Annotated in this window: 26 protein-coding genes and 4 tRNA genes; 26 read left to right on the top strand and 4 right to left on the bottom strand. The window is 45.6% G+C overall.

Annotation, left to right across the window (positions count from 1 at the left end; all coding sequences use genetic code 11):
• Positions 1-99 precede the first annotated feature (99 nt).
• Genes P8S55_RS03180 through P8S55_RS03155 form a run of 6 tightly spaced genes read left to right on the top strand, consistent with a single transcriptional unit; the run spans position 100 to position 3563 of the window.
• Positions 100-351, top strand: coding sequence for an accessory factor UbiK family protein (locus P8S55_RS03180; protein ID WP_289224836.1), 252 nt, complete (start codon positions 100-102; stop codon positions 349-351).
• A gap of 1 nt (position 352) precedes the next feature.
• On the top strand, positions 353-1861 hold the full coding sequence (locus P8S55_RS03175; RefSeq protein ID WP_289224835.1) for a YifB family Mg chelatase-like AAA ATPase: 1509 nt from the start codon (positions 353-355) through the stop codon (positions 1859-1861).
• Positions 1861-2553: a sulfite exporter TauE/SafE family protein gene (locus tag P8S55_RS03170; protein ID WP_289224834.1), complete on the top strand. Its 693-nt coding sequence runs from the start codon at positions 1861-1863 to the stop codon at positions 2551-2553. The genes P8S55_RS03175 and P8S55_RS03170 overlap by 1 nt, the downstream gene beginning before the upstream one ends.
• Before the next feature lie 20 nt (positions 2554-2573).
• On the top strand, positions 2574-3077 hold the full coding sequence (locus tag P8S55_RS03165) for an RNase A-like domain-containing protein (RefSeq protein ID WP_289224833.1): 504 nt from the start codon (positions 2574-2576) through the stop codon (positions 3075-3077).
• Between the two features lie 10 nt (positions 3078-3087).
• Positions 3088-3372: a hypothetical protein gene (locus P8S55_RS03160; protein WP_289224832.1), complete on the top strand. Its 285-nt coding sequence runs from the start codon at positions 3088-3090 to the stop codon at positions 3370-3372.
• Positions 3369-3563 (top strand): hypothetical protein, encoded by a 195-nt coding sequence (locus P8S55_RS03155; protein ID WP_289224831.1) that lies wholly within the window; start codon positions 3369-3371, stop codon positions 3561-3563. Before P8S55_RS03160 ends, P8S55_RS03155 begins: the two co-directional genes overlap by 4 nt.
• Before the next feature lie 8 nt (positions 3564-3571).
• Here P8S55_RS03155 and bioD read toward each other — a convergent pair whose 3' ends face one another.
• The 3 genes from bioD to P8S55_RS03140 are packed head-to-tail and all read right to left on the bottom strand — an operon-like array spanning position 3572 to position 5618.
• Positions 3572-4246, bottom strand: a complete 675-nt coding sequence (gene bioD / locus P8S55_RS03150; protein WP_289224830.1) for a dethiobiotin synthase — start codon at positions 4244-4246, stop codon at positions 3572-3574.
• 2 nt (positions 4247-4248) lie between these two features.
• Positions 4249-5133: a phosphoribosylaminoimidazolesuccinocarboxamide synthase gene (locus tag P8S55_RS03145; protein WP_289224829.1), complete on the bottom strand. Its 885-nt coding sequence runs from the start codon at positions 5131-5133 to the stop codon at positions 4249-4251.
• A complete protein-coding gene (locus P8S55_RS03140) occupies positions 5130-5618 on the bottom strand; it encodes a phosphate-starvation-inducible protein PsiE (RefSeq protein ID WP_289224828.1) in 489 nt (162 codons plus the stop codon). The genes P8S55_RS03145 and P8S55_RS03140 overlap by 4 nt, the downstream gene beginning before the upstream one ends.
• A 127-nt stretch (positions 5619-5745) precedes the next feature.
• On the opposite strand from P8S55_RS03140, the gene rpe reads away from it, so the two are divergent.
• From rpe to speE, 9 genes are all read left to right on the top strand, one after another.
• The gene (gene rpe / locus P8S55_RS03135) at positions 5746-6450 is read left to right on the top strand and encodes a ribulose-phosphate 3-epimerase (RefSeq protein WP_289224827.1); all 705 of its coding nucleotides are present in this window, start codon (positions 5746-5748) and stop codon (positions 6448-6450) included.
• A gap of 10 nt (positions 6451-6460) precedes the next feature.
• Positions 6461-7141, top strand: coding sequence for a phosphoglycolate phosphatase (locus P8S55_RS03130; RefSeq protein WP_289225302.1), 681 nt, complete (start codon positions 6461-6463; stop codon positions 7139-7141).
• A gap of 18 nt (positions 7142-7159) precedes the next feature.
• Positions 7160-8659 carry an anthranilate synthase component I gene (gene trpE / locus P8S55_RS03125; protein ID WP_289224826.1) on the top strand — a complete coding sequence of 500 codons (1500 nt, stop codon included), beginning with the start codon at positions 7160-7162 and terminating at the stop codon, positions 8657-8659.
• Between the two features lie 12 nt (positions 8660-8671).
• Entirely contained in the window at positions 8672-9259 is a 588-nt protein-coding gene (locus P8S55_RS03120; protein WP_289224825.1) for an aminodeoxychorismate/anthranilate synthase component II, read from the top strand.
• 41 nt (positions 9260-9300) lie between these two features.
• Positions 9301-10320: an anthranilate phosphoribosyltransferase gene (gene trpD / locus P8S55_RS03115; RefSeq protein WP_289224824.1), complete on the top strand. Its 1020-nt coding sequence runs from the start codon at positions 9301-9303 to the stop codon at positions 10318-10320.
• Positions 10320-11114, top strand: coding sequence for an indole-3-glycerol phosphate synthase TrpC (gene trpC, locus P8S55_RS03110; RefSeq protein WP_289224823.1), 795 nt, complete (start codon positions 10320-10322; stop codon positions 11112-11114). Before trpD ends, trpC begins: the two co-directional genes overlap by 1 nt.
• Positions 11115-11180: 66 nt before the next feature.
• Entirely contained in the window at positions 11181-11606 is a 426-nt protein-coding gene (locus tag P8S55_RS03105) for an OsmC family protein (protein ID WP_289224822.1), read from the top strand.
• A gap of 95 nt (positions 11607-11701) precedes the next feature.
• Positions 11702-12190 carry an adenosylmethionine decarboxylase gene (gene speD, locus P8S55_RS03100; RefSeq protein ID WP_289224821.1) on the top strand — a complete coding sequence of 163 codons (489 nt, stop codon included), beginning with the start codon at positions 11702-11704 and terminating at the stop codon, positions 12188-12190.
• The gene (gene speE / locus P8S55_RS03095) at positions 12183-13034 is read left to right on the top strand and encodes a polyamine aminopropyltransferase (protein ID WP_289224820.1); all 852 of its coding nucleotides are present in this window, start codon (positions 12183-12185) and stop codon (positions 13032-13034) included. The genes speD and speE overlap by 8 nt, the downstream gene beginning before the upstream one ends.
• Here speE and bioA read toward each other — a convergent pair.
• A complete protein-coding gene (gene bioA, locus P8S55_RS03090; RefSeq protein WP_289224819.1) occupies positions 13014-14345 on the bottom strand; it encodes an adenosylmethionine--8-amino-7-oxononanoate transaminase in 1332 nt (443 codons plus the stop codon). The genes speE and bioA overlap by 21 nt on opposite strands.
• A 117-nt stretch (positions 14346-14462) precedes the next feature.
• On the opposite strand from bioA, the gene P8S55_RS03085 reads away from it, so the two are divergent.
• The 11 genes from P8S55_RS03085 to rplL all read left to right on the top strand — a co-directional run bounded on the left by P8S55_RS03085 (position 14463) and on the right by rplL (position 19295).
• Positions 14463-14547: transfer RNA gene (locus tag P8S55_RS03085), tRNA-Tyr, on the top strand.
• A 5-nt stretch (positions 14548-14552) separates the two neighbouring features.
• A tRNA-Gly gene (locus P8S55_RS03080) sits at positions 14553-14627 on the top strand.
• Positions 14628-14637: 10 nt separating this feature from the next.
• Positions 14638-14713 (top strand) — tRNA-Thr (locus tag P8S55_RS03075).
• A gap of 52 nt (positions 14714-14765) precedes the next feature.
• The gene (gene tuf, locus P8S55_RS03070) at positions 14766-15956 is read left to right on the top strand and encodes an elongation factor Tu (RefSeq protein ID WP_289224807.1); all 1191 of its coding nucleotides are present in this window, start codon (positions 14766-14768) and stop codon (positions 15954-15956) included.
• A gap of 51 nt (positions 15957-16007) precedes the next feature.
• Positions 16008-16084, top strand: a tRNA-Trp gene (locus tag P8S55_RS03065).
• Positions 16085-16144: 60 nt separating this feature from the next.
• Positions 16145-16528, top strand: coding sequence for a preprotein translocase subunit SecE (gene secE, locus P8S55_RS03060; RefSeq protein WP_289224818.1), 384 nt, complete (start codon positions 16145-16147; stop codon positions 16526-16528).
• Positions 16529-16530: 2 nt separating this feature from the next.
• The gene (nusG, locus tag P8S55_RS03055; RefSeq protein WP_289224817.1) at positions 16531-17064 is read left to right on the top strand and encodes a transcription termination/antitermination protein NusG; all 534 of its coding nucleotides are present in this window, start codon (positions 16531-16533) and stop codon (positions 17062-17064) included.
• Positions 17065-17113: 49 nt separating this feature from the next.
• Positions 17114-17542: a 50S ribosomal protein L11 gene (rplK, locus tag P8S55_RS03050; RefSeq protein ID WP_289224816.1), complete on the top strand. Its 429-nt coding sequence runs from the start codon at positions 17114-17116 to the stop codon at positions 17540-17542.
• 5 nt (positions 17543-17547) lie between these two features.
• Positions 17548-18237 carry a 50S ribosomal protein L1 gene (gene rplA, locus P8S55_RS03045; RefSeq protein WP_289224815.1) on the top strand — a complete coding sequence of 230 codons (690 nt, stop codon included), beginning with the start codon at positions 17548-17550 and terminating at the stop codon, positions 18235-18237.
• Positions 18238-18393: 156 nt separating this feature from the next.
• Positions 18394-18894, top strand: coding sequence for a 50S ribosomal protein L10 (gene rplJ / locus P8S55_RS03040; protein ID WP_289224814.1), 501 nt, complete (start codon positions 18394-18396; stop codon positions 18892-18894).
• A gap of 32 nt (positions 18895-18926) precedes the next feature.
• Entirely contained in the window at positions 18927-19295 is a 369-nt protein-coding gene (gene rplL, locus P8S55_RS03035; protein WP_289224813.1) for a 50S ribosomal protein L7/L12, read from the top strand.
• The last annotated feature ends 173 nt before the right edge of the window (positions 19296-19468 follow it).

Here is a 19468-nt window from a genome sequence, read left to right as displayed (position 1 = left end):
GCATGGTTAATCCACTGAGTTGACTGAAATTATTGCCCAGCTTTGCGGCGTGACCCCGTATAATTGTATTTATTTAAATCAAAACGTAGGAGCTAGCGTATGTTTAATCCACAGCAACTAGAAGGTTTAGCGCGTAAAGTTTTAGATATTATACCCGCAGAAATGGGTCAGGCACCTGAGGCGTTAAAATCACAGATTAAAGCCACGCTGGCGCGTGCGCTACAAGACATGGATGTTGTTACTCGCGAGGAGTTTGATACTCAAGCGGCTGTGTTAGCTAAAACACGCGCAAAACTCGATGCCTTGGAGAAACGCTTGAGTGATTGGGAAACGGACAATAAGGTGAACTAACGTGAGTTTTGCGTGTGTACATAGCCGTGCCCTTGTCGGTATGGATGCCCCATTAGTAAAGGTTGAGGTGCATGCTTCTAATGGCTTGCCCAGCTTGTCGATTGTGGGGTTGCCAGAAACTGCGGTTAAAGAAAGCAAGGATAGGGTTCGAAGCGCATTGTTAAATAGTGGGTTTGAGTTACCGCCAAAGCGCATTACGATTAACCTTGCGCCAGCGGACTTGCCTAAAGCGGGCAGCCGGTTTGACCTTGCTATTGCGCTGGCGGTGCTGGTGGCGACGAATCAGTTACCCGCAAAAGCCTTAGAGGGCCATGAGTTTTATGGGGAGTTGGGTTTGAATGGGGAGTTGCGCAGTGTTGCGGGTTTGTTGCCTGCACTGATTAAGGTCAAAGCGCAACAGCATATTGCGATTGTTCCACAACCAGGCCTGGTTGAGGCCTCTTTGTTGGCGGATGCACAGGTTTTTGGTGCTAATTACTTGTTGGAGGTATGTCATTACCTGATTCAGCAAACACCGCTCACAAGGCCGCCTAGTCGCCAGGTATCTGAATTAAACTATCCTGTTGATTTAGCAGATGTTCGCGGGCAATCACAAGCTAAACGGGCGTTAGAAGTCGCAGCGAGTGGTCAGCATTCCTTGTTAATGGTTGGGCCACCAGGTGCAGGAAAAAGCATGTTAGCACAGCGCTTGGTTACACTTTTGCCCCCGATGAACGAGCAGGAAGCAATTGAAAGTGCTGCTTTACGCTCTATTGCAGGGGAGCCATTAATTGCAGCGCAATTTTTCCAACGTTTTTTAAAAGAACCTCACCATTCCTCCTCTGCCGCGGCCTTGATTGGGGGTGGGCAAAACCCTAAACCTGGCGCGTTAACTCTGGCGCACCGAAATGTTTTGTTTATGGATGAGTTGCCGGAGTTTAAACGCGATGTTCTGGAGGCTTTACGAGAGCCTTTAGAGAGTAAAAAGGTGAACATTGCCCGCGTTAAGCAGCAAGTTGTTTATCCTTGTGATGCGTTATTTGTGGCGGCATTTAACCCAACACCGAGTGGTTTTTTTGCTGATGATCCCCGTTGTACCGATACACCTGATCAAATTGCGCGTTATCAGCGTAAGATTTCGGGTCCTATTTTAGATCGCATTGATCTGCATCTACAAGTGCCTGCGGTTGAGGTTGAACAATTAACCGCCCCGGCTGATCCCAATAGTGAAACATCTGATCAGGTACGTGAGCGTGTGACCCAAACGCGAGAGCGGCAGATGGCGCGCCAAGGTTGCTTAAATGCAGACTTAACCGTGGCACAATTAGAGGCGTTTGTGCCTTTAGCCAGTGCGTCTCAAGACTTCTTAAAACAAGGCATTACGCGTTTAAACCTGTCTGCCCGTTCGTATCATAAAATTTTGCGCCTCGCTCGTACGTTGGCGGATATGGCCAATCAGACTGAGGTTGCTCATGGCCACTTAGCCGAAGCCTTAGGTTATCGTAACCTTGAACGTCAGGGGTTTAAGTAATGTTAGAATCGATGCTCTTGACTGCCTTTGTGGTTGGTTTATTGGGTGGCGTGCATTGCTTGGGAATGTGTGGCGGGGTGGTGGGTACCTTGACATTTAGCTTATCGCCTCAGCATCAATTGAGTCACTGGCGTATGTTGCCCTATCAGTTGGCTTATAATTTGGGTCGTATTAGCAGCTATGTCCTTGTTGGCGCACTGATTGGTTTATTGGCCGCCTCGCTAAGTAGTTTGGTGCCATTCTTGCCTTTTCAGCAGGTGCTCCAAGTGTTTGCAGGTTTGTTTATGATAGCGCTGGGTTTATATTTGGCAGGCTGGTGGACGGGCGTGGTGGTGGTTGAAAAACTAGGCGGAGGGCTATGGAAAAAGTTGCAGCCTTACACTCAAAAGTTAACGCCTGTTAGAACATTACCCCAGGCCTGGTTGTATGGCATGGTGTGGGGCTGGTTACCCTGTGGTTTGGTGTATAGTGTGTTGATTATGGCCTTTAGCGCCGCCTCAATGAGCCAAGGTGCGCTGGTTATGTTGGCATTTGGTTTGGGTACCTTGCCTAATTTGTTGCTCATGGGCGTGTTTGCATTTTATTTCACTCGTTGGGCAAGAAATCCATGGGTAAAGCGCTTTGCGGGTGTTACGGTGATGTTGATGGGCGTTTGGCAAATAGTCCAAGCGGTATTGATAAATATTAATTAGGGTGGTTGAAGGGTTAAGTTGTGAAAAAATCGTTGAGTAGGGTTGTAATTTGGCTGGGTGTCGTCTTAGTTGGTTTAACTGGCTGTGCGCCTAAACCCGATAGTAGCGGCCTAGGGGATGTGCGCCAGCCGATACAGGTTAATCTTCAGGAGCATGAAGCGGCAGGAGGCCATACCCTTGCTCGACATGTGGCTAAGGACGACAATTATCTTGCCGAACGTTTGCAAAGTAACCTGCGTTTAAACATCGTATCTACGTTTAGCAGCTATGAAGTGGCCGAGGCTTCGGTTAATGCGGTGCTTAATATGCAGCGTAAAGAGGTAGCGGATTGGTGGCGTGGCGATTTAGCGCGTCAAGCGTTTTTTGCCCGAGTGCCAACGCATGGTCGTGCGCTGACTCGCCAGCAGTTTGAGCAACGATTGGAAGCGCAGTATGTGCCAGATAACGCTGTGGTGCGAGTGGTGCTGGTTCGTCGAGGTGGTGACTTTTATGTATTAACGGCTTTTCCACAACCTGATAAATAAGGCACAGTGAATGGAATGGCAAGAACACATTGATTTTTTGCATGCTTGGCCTGAGTTACATAGTTTGTTGGCGGCATATATTGCGATCGAGGACGACGACGACTGGCAAGCGGTTTCTCAGTTTGTGTTGGAAAACCCCAAAGCGGTTGGTCGACTTAAGACCCAGTTAATTCAATTAACAGCGGCCTCTAATCCAGCGTTATGGCAGCAAGCAGCCCAATTGGCAGGTCGGCCTGCGGTTAACCAGGCCTGGTTAGAAAGCCTGTTAACTCAACTTGATCAGGAGGGACGATGACACTCTATCAACTTTTGCTTATTGTGCCTGCAGCCTTGTTGGTTGCGGCGTTGGTGATGGTGGTGATTTCATTTGTACAGTACACGCCCGCCGAAATCGGTCGGACGGTTGTTGCTTGGTTTAAAGCGCATGCCTGGATGCTTGCGATTTATGGTGTAGTGCTGGTTATTATTGGCATTTTTTTGTTGTAGCTCCGCGTTTATAGCACAAATAAGGGCTTGGAATGCTTGGGTGAGAAGGCTGAATGAATAACCGGAACCTGGCAAAGCGCGCGTATATCCTCTAGGTTTTCATTGTTTGAATCTGCGGTTAAATCATTCACGATAACGCTGTGCAAACTGAGGTTGCGTGCCTTAATTGCTTCAATAGTGAGGAGCGCGTGGTTAATACAGCCAAGTCGGTTGCCGACAACTAAAATAACCGGGTAGCCAAGTTGTTGCGCTAGGTCGGCATTGAGGCCGTTTCTGGCAATCGGTGATAAAAACCCACCTGCGCCTTCAACAAGAACCAGGCCTGGTTGAGTTGAGTTGCAGGCTTTAATTAAGTCATGAATATCGATTGATTGCCCAGCGTTTTTAATCGCGCGTGCGGGCGAAATGGCCTGTTCAAATTGGTAGGGGCAAATGGTTTTAAGGGGTTCGTTTGACTGGCTGGCCTGTTGGAGTTGCAAGGCATCTTCTGACACAAGCCTTGTACCCTGCCAAACACAGCCTGAGGCAATAGGTTTACGTGGGATAACGCTAAGTCCTTGTTGACGAAAGCCGAGCGCTAAGGCACAGCTAACATGAGTTTTGCCAATTTCGGTATCTGTTCCAGTAATAAAAAAACCACCTGAATGGTTTATTTGGATTGTCTTGTAATAAGTGTTATCCATTTTTAGTTTTCAGTTAGGCGCGCTTTGGCTTCGGTGTACTTCTCTAGGGTTTTGTTAATCACATCTTGCGGTAGTTCGGGGCCAGGTGCGGTTTTGTTCCAGCTGAGTGTTTCTAAATAGTCACGAATGTACTGTTTGTCAAAACTCGGTGGATTGCTGCCCGCGACATAGCTAGATGCTGGCCAAAAACGTGAACTATCGGGCGTTAGCGCTTCATCAATGAGGTAAATCGTGCCTTGTTCATCTTCGCCAAATTCAAATTTGGTGTCAGCGATAATAATCCCGCGCTCAAGCGCAAATTCAGCCGCTTGTTTATATAGCGCTAGGCTGTAATCGCGTACCTTCTCTGCTTTGTCCTGACCTAGCAGTTTAACCATTTCATTAAAACTGATATTAATGTCATGATCGCCAACGTCGGCTTTGCTCGATGGCGTAAAAATAGGCTCTGGAAGTTGTTGGGCATTAACCAGGCCTGGTTGGAGTTTAATGCCGCACACGCTTTGGCTTTGTTGGTATTCTTCCCAGCCCGAACCCGCTAAATAACCGCGCACAATCGCTTCAATCGGCAGGGGTTTGAGTTTACGCACCACCATGCCGCGTCCTTCTAATTGCGCTAATTCATCGGTGCTCAGATAGTCGGACAAAGATATGTTTTTGGCGATGTGGTTCGGGATAATGTTTTCGGTTTTCTTAAACCAAAACAGCGCCGTTTCACTCAGGATGCGTCCTTTACCTGGAATGGGGTTGGGTAAAATCACATCAAATGCTGAAATGCGGTCGGTGGTGACAATCAGCAGGTGCTGGTCGTCGAGGTCATAAATGTCACGAACCTTGCCGCGGTTAATCAGTTTTAAGCTGGTTAAGTTGGATTGGTGCAGTGCGTTCATAGGTCGGTACCTTGTTTTTCTGAGTTTTTAGATGTGTTTGATTTGCTTTGTGTTAATACCTCGGGTGCTTTCCAGCGCGGACCTAGACGGTCTTCGGATGGGAAGCGCAGCGAGCCATAGCGTAGTGCCAGAATAGCCAGCGAGATCAGAATAATCGATACACCAACAGCCAACATTTGCCACTCAGTAAGTTCTTTCATTTCCAAAATTAAATAACGCGCCATTGCAATAATGGCAATATAGAGTGGAAGACGAATGGGGAGTTTACCTGAGTCAAGATAAATAGCGACCATCGCTAAAACCTCAAGGTAAAGAAATAATAAAAGCAGGTCGCCAAGCGTAACTGTAGCATTGCTAACCATGTGCATCACTTCGGCATAGCCGGCATAAACGGTCGCAATCGCAATAATTACTAAGCCAATAATTTCAAAAACACCAATCGTTCGGCGAATGGTTCGTGTAACAGGTGTATGGTGGACACTCATGGTGGACCCCTTAATTAAACATTAGCTTTTGCCGCATTATATTGTTTTTATCTAAGCTTTAGGTGAAATTTATTCGGATGCTGGTAAAATGCAGCGAAACAATCATTTTATACAAAGGATTAAAACCATGGCTAAACAACAAAACTGGATTGCCCCTTCAATTTTATCAGCGGATTTTGCGCAGTTAGGTAAAGATGTTAAAGACGTGTTAAACGCTGGCGCGGACGTGGTTCACTTCGACGTAATGGACAACCATTATGTTCCAAACCTAACGATTGGACCGTTGGTGTGTGAGTCGTTGAAAAACTATATGGTACGTGAAGGCTTAACTGCACCGATTGATGTGCATTTAATGGTTAAGCCTGTTGATCGGGTGATTGGCGATTTCGCGAATGCGGGTGCTGACTATATTACGTTCCACCCTGAGGCCTCAGAGCATATCGACCGCAGCTTGCAGTTGATTAAAGGCGCGGGCTGTAAAGCAGGGCTGGTCTTTAACCCAGCGACCTCGTTGAGCTACCTTGAGCACGTGATGGATAAAATTGACATGATTTTGATTATGTCAGTGAACCCAGGCTTTGGTGGTCAGGCATTTATTGCTCACGCTTTGGACAAATTGCGTGCAGCGCGTCAGCTAATTGATGCGAGCGGTCGTGATATTCGTTTAGAAATTGACGGTGGCGTAAAAGCGGAAAACATCGCGGAAGTTGCCGCTGCAGGCTGTGATACCTTTGTTTCAGGCTCAGGTATTTTTGGTAAAGTCAGCGCGTCAGATGCCAATCGTTATGACACGATTATCAAGCAAATGCGTGAAGAATTAGCGAAAGCGTAATTTAATGACAATGACAAGCAAAATTAAACCAGGCCTGGTGCTGATTGATTTGGACGGTACACTTGTTGATAGTGTGCCGGATTTGGCTTATTGCGTTGATCAAATGATGGCGCAGCTGGCTATGCCCTTGCGTGGTGAAGCCGCTGTGCGTAATTGGGTGGGCAATGGGGTTGAGCGTTTGGTGCGTCGTGCTTTGATCAATGCGGTGGAGGGCGAACCGGATGATGACTTATTTGCCAGGGCCTATCCTATTTTTCTTGCGCTTTATACCGACAATTACTCACAGCGAAGTTGTGTTTATGACGGCGTGGTTGAGGGGTTGGAGTGGATGTTGGCGCAAGGCTATCGTTTGAGCTGCGTGACCAATAAGGCCGAAGCCTTTACCTTGCCTTTGCTCAAAGACAAGGGCTTGCATGACTATTTTGAATTTGTGGTCAGTGGCGATACCTGTGCGGAAAAAAAACCGCATCCGATGCCGCTGCTTCATGCCGCCGAGTTGATGAAGGTTAGCCCGGACAATGCGCTGATGATTGGTGATTCGAAAAGTGATGTCAAGGCCGCGCGTGCCGCTGGTTTTCATATTTTCTGCATGACCTATGGCTATAACCACGGCGAAGATATTCGTGATTATCAGCCAGATGTTGTGATGGACTCGATGAGCGAGTTAGCGAATTACTTAGAAGCGATTTAAATTGAAGCGAAACAAACCATGAGTCAATCCCATTTTGATCAGTTAGCTCAGCAGGGTTATAGCCATGCGCCCGTGATGCGTACCCTGTTGGCGGACTTTGAAACGCCCTTGTCGGTTTATTGCAAGTTGGCCAATCAACCCTATTGCTATTTGTTTGAATCGGTGCAGGGGGGCGATAAGTGGGGGCGCTATTCGATTATTGGCTTACCTTGCGATACCCAATTACGCGTCGAAGGTCAGCATATCAAGCTCTATAAACAGGGCGCACTGGTGGAACATCAAGTCGCCAGTGATCCGCTGGCGTGGATTGAAGCTTATCAAGCACAGTTTAGCGTACTGGAAGATCAAAGCCTGCCAAAATTTTGTGGGGGGTTAGTCGGCTATTTTGGTTATGATACCATTCGCTATGTCGAGCCACGATTAAGTGAATCTGCGCCCTCGCGTGATGATATTGGTGCGCCGGATATTCTGTTGATGGTATCCAAAGAATTGGTGGTGTTTGATAATCTCAGCGGTCAGGTGCATATTATTATTCAAGCGGATTTGTCGGACAGCCAAGCCTATCAAAAAGCCCAGCAACGTATCAGTGACTTATTAGACCAGCTCAACCAACCGCTTGAAAAATCAACCAGCCAAGTGGCGCCTGTGATTCCGAGTGAAGCGGATTTTGAATCAAGCTTTGGTGAAGCGGCCTTTAAGCAGGCGGTTGATCAGATCAAGGACTATATTCTGGCGGGCGATGCGATGCAGGTGGTTTTGTCACAACAAATGTCGCTGGACTTTAATCAGCCGTCGCTGGATTTGTACCGTGCGCTTCGTTACCTTAACCCATCACCCTATATGTTTTACCTAGACTTGGATGAGGTGCAAATTGTTGGCTCCTCGCCGGAGATTTTGGTTCGTTTGGAGGATGGTTTGGTGACGGTGCGGCCGATTGCCGGTACGCGTCGTCGTGGAACCGATGCGCAAAAGGATTTAGCGTTAGAGCAAGATTTGCTGGCCGACCCAAAAGAGTTGGCTGAACATTTGATGCTGATTGACCTTGGGCGAAATGATGTGGGCCGTGTCGCGCAGGTGGGGTCGGTGAAGTTGACTGAAAAAATGATTGTTGAGCGTTATTCGCATGTGATGCATATTGTGTCGAATGTTGATGGCCAGTTGCAAGCGGGTCTAACGCCGCTCGAAGTCTTGCGAGCCACGTTTCCAGCCGGTACCGTTTCAGGTGCGCCAAAAATTCGTGCGATGGAAATCATTGATGAACTAGAGCCGGTTAAGCGTGGCGCCTATGCGGGCGCGGTCGGTTATATTGGCTGGCATGGCAATATGGACACGGCGATTGCGATACGCACCGCCGTGATTAAAAACGGCAGGCTATTTGTGCAGGCTGGGGCAGGAATTGTCGCTGACTCTGTGGCACAAAGCGAGTGGGACGAAACCATGAATAAGGGACGCGCGATTTTCCGCGCGGCGCAGTTTGTCAGTCAAGGCATGCGTGCCGATCATTCGACCTCGAATTAAGGAACCTGTGTAATGTTATTAATGATTGATAACTATGATTCATTTACCTATAACTTGGTGCAGTATTTTGGTGAATTAGGTCAAGAGGTGTTGGTTTATCGCAATGACCAGATTAGGCTGGAGCAGATTGCTGCGTTAAAGCCAGATTATCTGGTGATTTCCCCTGGGCCTTGTACGCCAAATGAAGCCGGTATTTCGATTGAAGCGATTCATCATTTTGCCGGAAAATTACCGATTCTTGGCGTGTGTTTGGGTCACCAGTCGATTGGGCAGGCATTTGGTGGTCATATTATTCGCGCCAAGCAAGTAATGCACGGTAAGACCTCGCCGGTTTTTCACCATAGTTTGGGGGTGTTTGCCAACCTGCCTAATCCGGTCGAAACCACGCGTTATCATTCGTTGGTGATTGAGCAGTCAAGCCTGCCTGAGTGTCTAGAAGTGACCGCTTGGACACAGAATGCAGCGGGTGAAATCGATGAGATTATGGGGGTGCGTCATAAAACCTTGCCGATTGAGGGCGTGCAATTTCATCCCGAATCGATTCTGACCGAACAGGGTCATAAGATGCTACAGAACTTTCTTGAGCAGTCTGCTGTTTAAGGTGGGCACAGACTTAACTGATTAAACAAAGCGAGACTCAGATGGAATTATCCCAGGCCTTAAACCAGCTTTTAGCCCGCCAAGATTTATCCGAAACCGACATGCAGTCCGTGATGACCCAGCTGATGTCTGGTCAAGCAACGGATGCCCAAATTGGCGCATTACTGATTGGCTTGCGTATGAAGGGCGAGACGATTGAAGAAATCAGCGCCGCCGCCCAAGTCATGCGACAGTTGTCAACGAAAGTTGAACTTTATGGGGTGGATCATCTGGTTGATACCTGTGGAACTGGCGGTGATGGTGCGAATATTTTTAATGTTTCTACCGCAACAGCGTTTGTCGCTGCCGCCGCCGGTGCAAAGGTGGCGAAGCATGGCAACCGGTCTGTGTCGAGTAAATCTGGCAGTGCTGATTTATTGGAAGCAGCGGGGGTGAATCTAAATTTGACCGCAAATCAGGTGGCGGCTTGCGTTGAGCAGGTTGGTGTTGGTTTTATGTTTGCGCCAGCGCATCATGGCGCGATGAAGCATGTGATTAGTGCGCGCAAAGACCTGGGTGTCAGAACAATTTTTAATCTACTGGGTCCCTTAACCAATCCTGCTAATGCGCCTTATCAAGTGCTTGGTGTTTATGATAAAGCCTTGTTGCTGCCCTTTGCGCAGGTGCTGCAAAAACTCGGCTCCAAACATGTGATGGTGGTTCATGCTGAAGATGGTTTGGATGAAATTTCGGTTTCTAGCCTAACCCATGTGGCCGAGCTAAAAGAGGGCGCAATCACTCAGTGGACGCTGAATCCACAGGACTATGATTTAGATCACCCAAGTCTGCAAGACTTGGTAGTCAACTCATCATTGGAAAGCTTAAACCTTATTCGTGCTGCGCTGCATAACAGTGATGGTGGCGCGCGCGATATTATCTGTTTGAATGCCGGTGCCGCGCTCTATGTAGCAGGCCTGGTTGATAATTATGCCGCCGGGGTGATGCTTGCGCGTCAAACAGTGGCGAAGGGGCTGGCATCTAAAAAATTTGATGAATTTATTCAGTTTACGCAGGCCATTTAATGACGACGCCCACTATTCTCAATCAAATTAATCAACGCAAGCGCGAAGAAATTGCCGAGGCGATTAAGCAGGTGTCGCTTGATGAAATTAAAGCACAAGCCGCGCTGGCTGATGCGCCACGTGGTTTTGTCAAAGCGATGCAAGCCAGGCTAGCGGCCGGTCAATCGGCGGTGATTGCGGAAATTAAAAAAGCTTCACCTAGCAAAGGTGTGTTGCGTGATCCGTTTGATCCTTTCGCGATTGCTCAATCCTATGAGCGCCATGGTGCTGCTTGTTTGTCGGTATTAACCGATGTGGATTATTTCCAAGGCTCGATCGACTATCTTAAGCAAGCCAGAGCCGCGACAGCCTTGCCAGTGATTCGTAAAGACTTCATTATCGACCCCTATCAGGTTTATCAGGCACGGGCGATGGGAGCGGATTGTATTTTATTGATCGCCGCGTCTCTCGATGATGACTTAATGGCGCAGCTCGCTGAGCTTGCTCAGTCCTTAGGCATGGATGTGTTGATTGAGGTGCATGATGGCGACGAGTTAAGCCGTGCGCTTACGATTGCTTTGCCATTGATTGGGATTAATAATCGCAATTTACATACCTTTGAAGTCAGTTTGCAAACCACTTTGGATTTACTTGGGCAGATTCCGGCTGATCGCATAGTGGTGACGGAAAGTGGTATTTTGTCAGCGCAAGATGTGGCATTAATGCGTCAGCATCAAGTCAATAGTTTTTTGGTGGGCGAGGCATTTATGCGCGCCACTGAACCAGGTAAAGCACTGCAAAACCTATTTAAATAAATGAAATAACCACCAGGCCTGGTAAGCCAAATAACCACCAGGCCTGGTTATTTTAGGAGTTGGGATATGCAAAAGATTGCGACAGTGAAATGGTTAGATAACCTGTGTTTTGTAGGACAGACCTCATCAGGACATGCGGTGGTGATGGATGGGCCGCCAGATATAGGCGGACAAAATCTTGGGCCGCGCCCGATGGAAATGGTGCTGTTAGGCCTGGGTGGTTGTACGGCGGTAGATGTGATTATGATGTTGAAAAAAAGCAATCAAGCCGTAGTCGATTGCCATGTTGAGGTTAGTGCGGAACGCGCTGAAACTATTCCAAAGGTCTATACTAAAATTCATGTGCACTATGTGGTGAAGGGCCGGGGATTAAATGAAGCGAAAGTAGCGCGAGCCGTTAATCTGTCGTCAGAAAAATACTGTTCTGTGTCTAAAATGCTTGAGCAATCTGCCGAGGTTACTCATGATTTTGAGATAGTTGAGCTGAGTTGAGTTGAGTTCTTCGGACTAAATTGCTTGCAATTAGTAAGAGAATAGCGATAATCACATCTTTTTTAAAACTCTATAAACAGGAAGGTGGGCCACAAATGCCTGAAAATATTCTAAAAACTGGAAACGAACATTTTGAAATAATTGAAAAAACCACAGTTATTGAGTCAGGTTGGCCAACGCATCAACAGGCGCTGGAAGACCTCACTCAAGATCACTTTATTGTCCGTGACGGTAAAGAATATGCAGGTACTCACCTTATTATCGACCTATGGGGCGCTAAGCGCTTGGATGATCTAGATTTAATGGAGAGCGCATTACGTGAAGCTGTAACAGAATCTGGAGCAACCTTGTTGCACATCCATTTACACCACTTTACTCCTAATGGCGGTATTTCTGGTGTCGCGGTATTGGCCGAATCCCATATCAGTGTTCATTCATGGCCTGAGCGCGATTTTGCAGCCTTTGATGTGTTTATGTGTGGTGATGCCCAACCTGAAAAAGCCATTGAAGTATTAAAACGCGCGTTTACACCTTCAGCCGTTAATGTTGAAACCATCTTGCGTGGCGAGGTAGCCAGTGAGTGAGTTGAGTTATCTAGAAACCCTGCACCCAAGCTGGGGGCAGTCGTTTGTGATGGACGAGGTGTTGTTTGAAAGCAAAACCGAACACCAACATCTAGTTATTTTTCGTAATGACCAGTGGGGCGCAGTAATGGCACTCGATGGTGTGATTCAAACTACCGAAGGCGATGAGTTTATCTATCATGAGATGTTAGCTCATGTTCCCATGTTTTCACATCCTAAACCTAAATCAGTGTTGATTATTGGCGGGGGTGATGGCGGTATTCTGCGCGAGGTTTTGAAGCACGCTTGTGTTGAAACCGTTACCATGGTGGAGATTGATGCGCAGGTGGTTGAAATGTGCAAAACTTATCTGCCCAACCATTCTCAGGGTGCGTTTGAGGATCCTCGTTTAAATTTGGTGATTGCTGATGGTGTTGAGTTTGTCAATCAAACCAAGCAAACCTTTGATGTGGTAATTTCTGATTCCACTGATCCTGTTGGACCTGGTGAGGTGTTGTTTACATCAAGGTTTTATCAAGGCATTGCATCCTGTTTAAATCCTGATGGCGTATTTGTTGCGCAGAATGGTGTGAGCTTCTTGCAGAACAACGAAGTTAGGAATACGGCTTTACGCCTGAAGCCCTTGTTTTTGCAGCGCGGATTCTATTGCGCAGCCGTTCCTACTTATGTCGGTGGCGTGATGAGCTTTGCTTGGGCTACGCAGCAACAAAATTTGAGTCAACAGGGCTTAGATGAGGTTGTGGCACGTTATCAATCTGCGGCGATAAAAACACGCTACTACACCCCCACACTTCACCAGGCCTGCTTTGCTTTGCCACAATATCTAAACGAATTGATTGACTAGTTCGGTTTTATTGTCGTTAGTCTGTTTTTGTTGGTTTTGATTAAGTACCGTTTTTACCGCTTCTACCATTACCTTGGCTAAGCGGTTTAGCTGTTCGATTTCGATATTATAAGCCGGCATGGTGTAGATGATTCGTCCGAAGGGGCGAAGCCAGATACCCATTTCAATAGCGACCTGCTGAATTGCGCTGCCTAAACCATCTTGTTCCAACTCAATCACGCCAATCGCACCAAACACACGGATGTCTTTAACCCCTTTGAATGATTTTAGAGAGCTAAATTGATCGGTCAAAACCCGGTTAATTTGTGTCACATTGTCTTGCCATGGGCTATCAAGTAGTAATTTTGTACTCGCTAGGGCAATAGAACAAGCGAGTGGATTCCCCATAAATGTGGGGCCGTGCATAAGTAAGCCAGGATTGGCGCTTGAAATCGTATGGCTAATTTTATCCGTGCACAGCATAGCGGCGAGGGTCATATAACCCCCAGTTAAGCCTTTACCTAAACACATGATGTCGGGCGTAATATTAGCCCATTCACATGCAAACAGCTTGCCAGTACGACCAAAGCCCGTTGCTATTTCATCCGCAATAAGTAAAACATTGTAATAATCACAAAGTTCACGTGCTCCAGTAAGATACTCAGGGCGATAAAAGTGCATACCTCCTGCACCCTGGACAAGGGGTTCGAGAATGAATCCTGCTAGTTGATGGTGGTGAACTTTAAAAAGGTTTTCCAGTGTAACTAAATCCTGTTGGTGATCAATAGCCAGGCCTGATTGAGGTGCAGGGGCAAAAATATTTTGCATGATATTAGGTTTGAACAGGTTGTGCATACCTTCATCAGGGTCACAAACTGACATGGCACCAAACGTATCACCATGGTAAGCCCGTTTTAATGCCATAAACTTTGTTTTTGCTGGTTTGTTCGCACTTTTCCAATATTGCAAGCATACTTTTAAAGCCACTTCTACCGCTATAGAGCCAGAATCCGCATAGAAAATTTTATCTAAACCACTGGGGGTTATGTCTATTAATAATTTAGCTAAATCAATGGCAGGTTGATGAGTAAACCCTCCAAACATAATATGGGAAAGTTTTTCAATCTGATTCTTAGCCGCTTGATTAATGACAGGGTGGTTGTAGCCATGAATGGCTGACCACCAAGAAGACATAGCATCAATTAACTGCTCACCGTTATCTAAATAAATATGACAGCCAGAGGCGGAAGTAACGGTGAATTGTGGCTGAAGTGAAGGGAGTTTGTTGTAAGGGTGCCAGATATGCTGGCGATCAAAATTAGAGTTGGTCATAGCAATTCAGTTATTTATAAAATTTTGAACAGATTACGTTGATTTAACATTTTTTTCAATAAATTATAAAACTAAGTTGACAGGAATAAATTAATAGGTAAAATACGCCCCACATTTGGAGGGTTTCCCGAGCGGCCAAAGGGGGCAGACTGTAAATCTGCTGGCTCAGCCTTCGGTGGTTCGAATCCACCACCCTCCACCAAATTCGCGGGTGTCGTATAGTGGTTATTACCTCGGCCTTCCAAGCCGATGACGTGAGTTCGATTCTCATCACCCGCTCCATTGTCTAAATGCTCTCATAGCTCAGTCGGTAGAGCGCTTCCATGGTAAGGAAGAGGTCACCAGTTCGATTCTGGTTGAGAGCTCCAATTAAGTGGCTGGTTAGCCAGTCTAATGTATTATTTCAGAAGGGTTTTCATCATGGCAAAAGCTAAGTTTGAACGTAACAAGCCCCATGTAAACGTAGGCACAATTGGTCACGTTGACCATGGAAAGACTACATTGACAGCGGCGCTAACCATTGTACAGGGCAAGAAATTCGGTGGCGATGTAAAAGACTACAGCCAAATCGACAACGCACCCGAAGAAAAAGCACGTGGTATTACCATCTCAACTTCACACGTAGAGTATGAGTCAGATACGCGTCACTATGCACACGTTGACTGTCCAGGGCATGCTGACTATGTAAAAAACATGATTACAGGTGCAGCACAGATGGATGGTGCAATCCTAGTATGTTCAGCTGCGGATGGTCCTATGCCACAGACACGTGAACACATCTTGTTGTCACGTCAAGTAGGTGTACCTTACATTGTTGTATTTCTAAACAAAGCAGACATGGTTGACGACGAAGAATTGATGGAACTGGTAGAAATGGAAGTGCGTGAATTACTTTCTGACTATGACTTCCCTGGTGATGATACGCCAGTAATCAAAGGTTCTGCGCTTAAAGCTATCGAAGGTGATCAATCAGAAATTGGTGAACCAGCCATTGCGCGTCTAATCGAAGCCTTGGACACCTATATTCCAGAGCCACAGCGTGACACAGAAAAGCCATTCCTAATGCCAGTAGAAGACGTATTCTCGATCCAGGGTCGTGGTACTGTTGTTACAGGTCGTATCGAAACCGGTGTTGTTAAGGTCGGTGAAACGGTTGAGATCGTAGGTATTAAAGATACAGTAAGCACCACCGTAACGGGTGTTGAAATGTTCCGCAAGCTACTCGACCAAGGTGAAGCTGGCGATAACGTAGGTGTATTGCTACGTGGAACCAAGCGTGAAGATGTTGAGCGTGGCCAAGTATTGTCTCATGTAGGCAAAATCAAGCCACATACCACCTTTGAAGGCGAAGTTTACGTATTGTCAAAAGAAGAAGGTGGTCGTCATACGCCATTCTTTAATGGCTACCGTCCACAGTTTTATTTCCGTACAACGGATGTAACGGGTGCATGTGAATTACCATCAGGCGTTGAAATGGTAATGCCGGGTGATAACATTCAAATGACAATCACCCTAATCAATCCAATCGCGATGGATGAAGGTCTGCGATTTGCGATTCGTGAAGGTGGTCGTACAGTAGGTGCAGGTGTTGTTTCTAAGATTTTGAAATAAATATTGCATTCTTAAGGCGGGGCTGGTATAGTCCCGTTTTTTTCAAGTTACAGGGGTATAGCTCCAATTGGTAGAGCCGCGGATTCCAAATCCGAAGGTTGGGAGTTCGAATCTCTCTACCCCTGCCATATTCTATAACGATCTGCGTCCGTAGATGTGGATCGTTTTTTTAATTGTATCGACAAAGTATGAATAAAAAAACAGAAGTTCGAGAGTCAAAAAACTCACTAGATACGGCTAAATTGATTGCCGCCGTTGTTGTTTTGGTTGGTTCCATTATAGCTTATTATAATTTTTCAGGTCTGCATGCTGTTGTCAGGGTTTTGATGGTGCTGTTTGGTGTGGGCGCTGCAGTAGCAATTGTTTATACAACAGAGCTAGGTGAAGGTTGGTTTCGTTATTTAGTTCATACTAAGAAAGAAGTTCGGCAAGTCGTTTGGCCTACCAGGAAAGAGACAGCTCAAACCACATTGATTGTGGTTATAGCCGTTATAATCGTTGGTATTTTTCTTTGGTTAATCGATATGTTTCTCTTGTGGGCGGTTAAGTTGCTTACAGGGCAGGGAGGTTAAATATGGCTAAAAGATGGTATGTTGTTCATGCTTACTCAGGTTATGAAAATAAAGTTAAAAATCTTATTCAGGAGTATGCCGTTCGAGCTGGCTTAGAGGACGGATTCGGTCAAGTTCTTGTGCCATCAGAGGAAGTGGTGGAGATTCGTGATGGTAAGAAGCGTACAAGTGAGCGTAAGTTCTTTCCTGGTTATGTTCTTATCGAAATGGAACTGGATGAATCTACCTGGCATTTAGTTAAAAGTGTACCGAATGTTCTTGGCTTTATTGGTGGTACCAGTGATCGCCCAGCGCCTATTAGCAACAAAGAAGTAGAGCGCATTCTTCAGCGAGTAGAGGAGAATGTAGATAAGCCTAGGCCTAAAGTGATTTACGAGCCAGGCGAAATGGTTCGTGTAACAGAAGGCCCTTTTACTGACTTTGAAGCTGTTGTTGAAGCTGCAGATTACGATAAAAATAGATTGCAGGTTTCAGTTCTTATTTTTGGTCGATCTACTCCCGTTGAGTTGGAGTTTTCTCAAGTAGTTAAGAGCTGATTTTTTAAAACGGGGAGCTTAAAAGCGCTAAAACCCAAAGGAGAATGAAATGGCGAAGAAAATCGCAGGTTATATTAAATTGCAGATTCCTGCTGGAGCTGCAAACCCTAGTCCACCCGTAGGTCCAGCCTTGGGTCAGCGTGGTGTAAATATCATGGAATTTTGTAAAGCCTTTAATGCACAGACAACAAGTGTAGAAAAAGGTTTACCTCTGCCAGTAGTAATAACAGTCTACAGTGATAAAAGCTTTACTTTTATTACAAAAACGCCTCCTGCAGCCATACTGTTAAAAAAAGCAGCAGGAGTTAAGAGTGGTAGTGCAATACCCAACTTAAATAAAATTGGTAAAGTAACGCGCGCACAGATTGAAGAAATTGCAACCACTAAAATGCCAGATTTAAATGCTAATGACCTGGATGCTGCAATTAAAACTATTGAAGGTTCCGCCCGTAGTATGGGCTTGACGGTTGAGGGGTAATGAAAATGGCAAAGCTTACTAAAAAACAAAAAATGATTGCTGAGCGTGTTAATAAAGATGCTAGCTATGAAATTATTGCAGCGTTAGATTTAATCAAAGAGTTTGCGACTTCAAAGTTTGATGAAACTGTAGAGGTTGCTGTTAAGTTAGGTGTTGATCCACGTAAATCTGATCAAGTTGTGCGTGGCGCCACTGTTTTGCCTAATGGTTTAGGTAAGAACGTCCGTGTTGCTGTTTTTACGGGTGAGGCCAATCAGGCTGCAGCTAAAGCGGCTGGTGCTGATTTTGTCGGTATGGAAGAGCTTGCTGATGAAATTAAAAAAGGCATGATGGATTTTGATGTGGTTGTAGCTAGCCCAGACGCAATGCGTGTAGTAGGTATGCTGGGTCAGGTTTTAGGTCCTCGTGGATTAATGCCAAACCCTAAAACAGGTACGGTTACTCCTGATGTAGTCGGCGCTATTAATAATGCTAAAGCCGGTCAAGTTCGTTACCGTGTTGATAAAGGCGGAATTATTCATGCAGCCATTGGTAAATCCTCTTTTGATAGTGAAAAGTTAAAAGAAAACTTATCAGCTTTGTTAGATGACTTAAACAGAGCTAAACCGTCTGCAGCAAAAGGTGTTTATATGAAAAAGCTGACTGTTTCTAGCACGATGGGTCCAGGCCTAACGGTAGATCAGTCTTCAATTTAATCTTGCATTTAATTATGTAAGATATGCGTTATGGGTCTCCTAGGTTGAGAGTGCCCATCGCAGACCGTAGGTGAGCATGTAGAATATTGCTCTTAATTTCATCCGATACCTACGTAGATGTGTGACCTGTCATTTGGCGGGTTTAAGGAGGTTAGAATGGCACTTAAGCTTGAAGATAAGAAGCTTGTCGTTGAAGAAGTCTCAGCAATAGTTGCTAAGTCGGTTTCAGTGGTTATAGCGGAGTATCGTGGTTTGACTGTAGAGCAAATGACTAATCTTCGTTCTAAAGCACGCGAATCAGAGGTTGTTATTCGTGTTGTTAAAAACACCCTTGCGCGTAAAGCGTTACAGGGAAGTCCTTTTGAAGATCTTGCAGGTTCATTAGTAGGTCCAGTTGTACTGGCTTTTTCAACTAATGAATTATCTGCTGCTGCACGTGTGGCAAAAGACTTCAAAAAACAGAACGATGTATTTGTTGTTAAAGCATTATCCATAGGTTCGGGCGCACTTGATGTGTCTCAGCTAGATATGGTAGCAGCGTTACCTACATATGATGAAGCTATTGGCAAGTTAATGTATGTTATGAAAGCACCTGTTGAAAAGCTTGCTCGTACTATGACTGCTTTGAAAGAACAAAAAGAGTCAGAAGCGGCTTAACTTTTTAATAAGAAATAATTTAGGAGATTGAAATGGCTATTTCACAAAATGATATTTTAGATGCAGTTGCAAACATGACTGTATTGGAAGTTGTTGAATTAATTACAGCAATGGAAGAGAAGTTTGGTGTATCTGCAGCTGCAATGATGGTTGCTGGTCCAGCGGCAGCAGCAGAAGTGGTTGAAGAAAAAACTGAGTTTGATGTTATTCTAACTGCAGCTGGTGCTAACAAAGTTGGTGCAATCAAAGCTGTTCGTGGTATCACTGGTCTTGGCTTAAAAGAAGCTAAAGATGCCGTAGAAGGTGTTCCAACTGTTCTTAAAGAAGGTGTTTCTAAAGAAGAAGCCGAATCTATTAAAAAGCAAGTTGAAGAAGCGGGTGCTCAAGCTGAAATCAAATAATATTTTGATTTTAGCTGCATAAGCAGTTTGAATTGGCTGACATTTAGGTGTCGGCCTTTTCTTGTTTTTGGTAGTGTGTAAAAGTGTGATATTTAACTTGTTGATACTACAGTTTTATACATTTAAATAGAATTCTCTATTTATTTCATTTTTTAGTTTTTTGTCGAGGTATT

It is taken from the genome of Thiomicrospira sp. R3 (genome assembly GCF_029581415.1).
Classification (GTDB): Bacteria; Pseudomonadota; Gammaproteobacteria; order Thiomicrospirales; family Thiomicrospiraceae; genus Thiomicrospira.
Note: the sequence above shows the minus strand (reverse complement) of the source record. Positions and strands in the feature narration are given on the sequence as shown.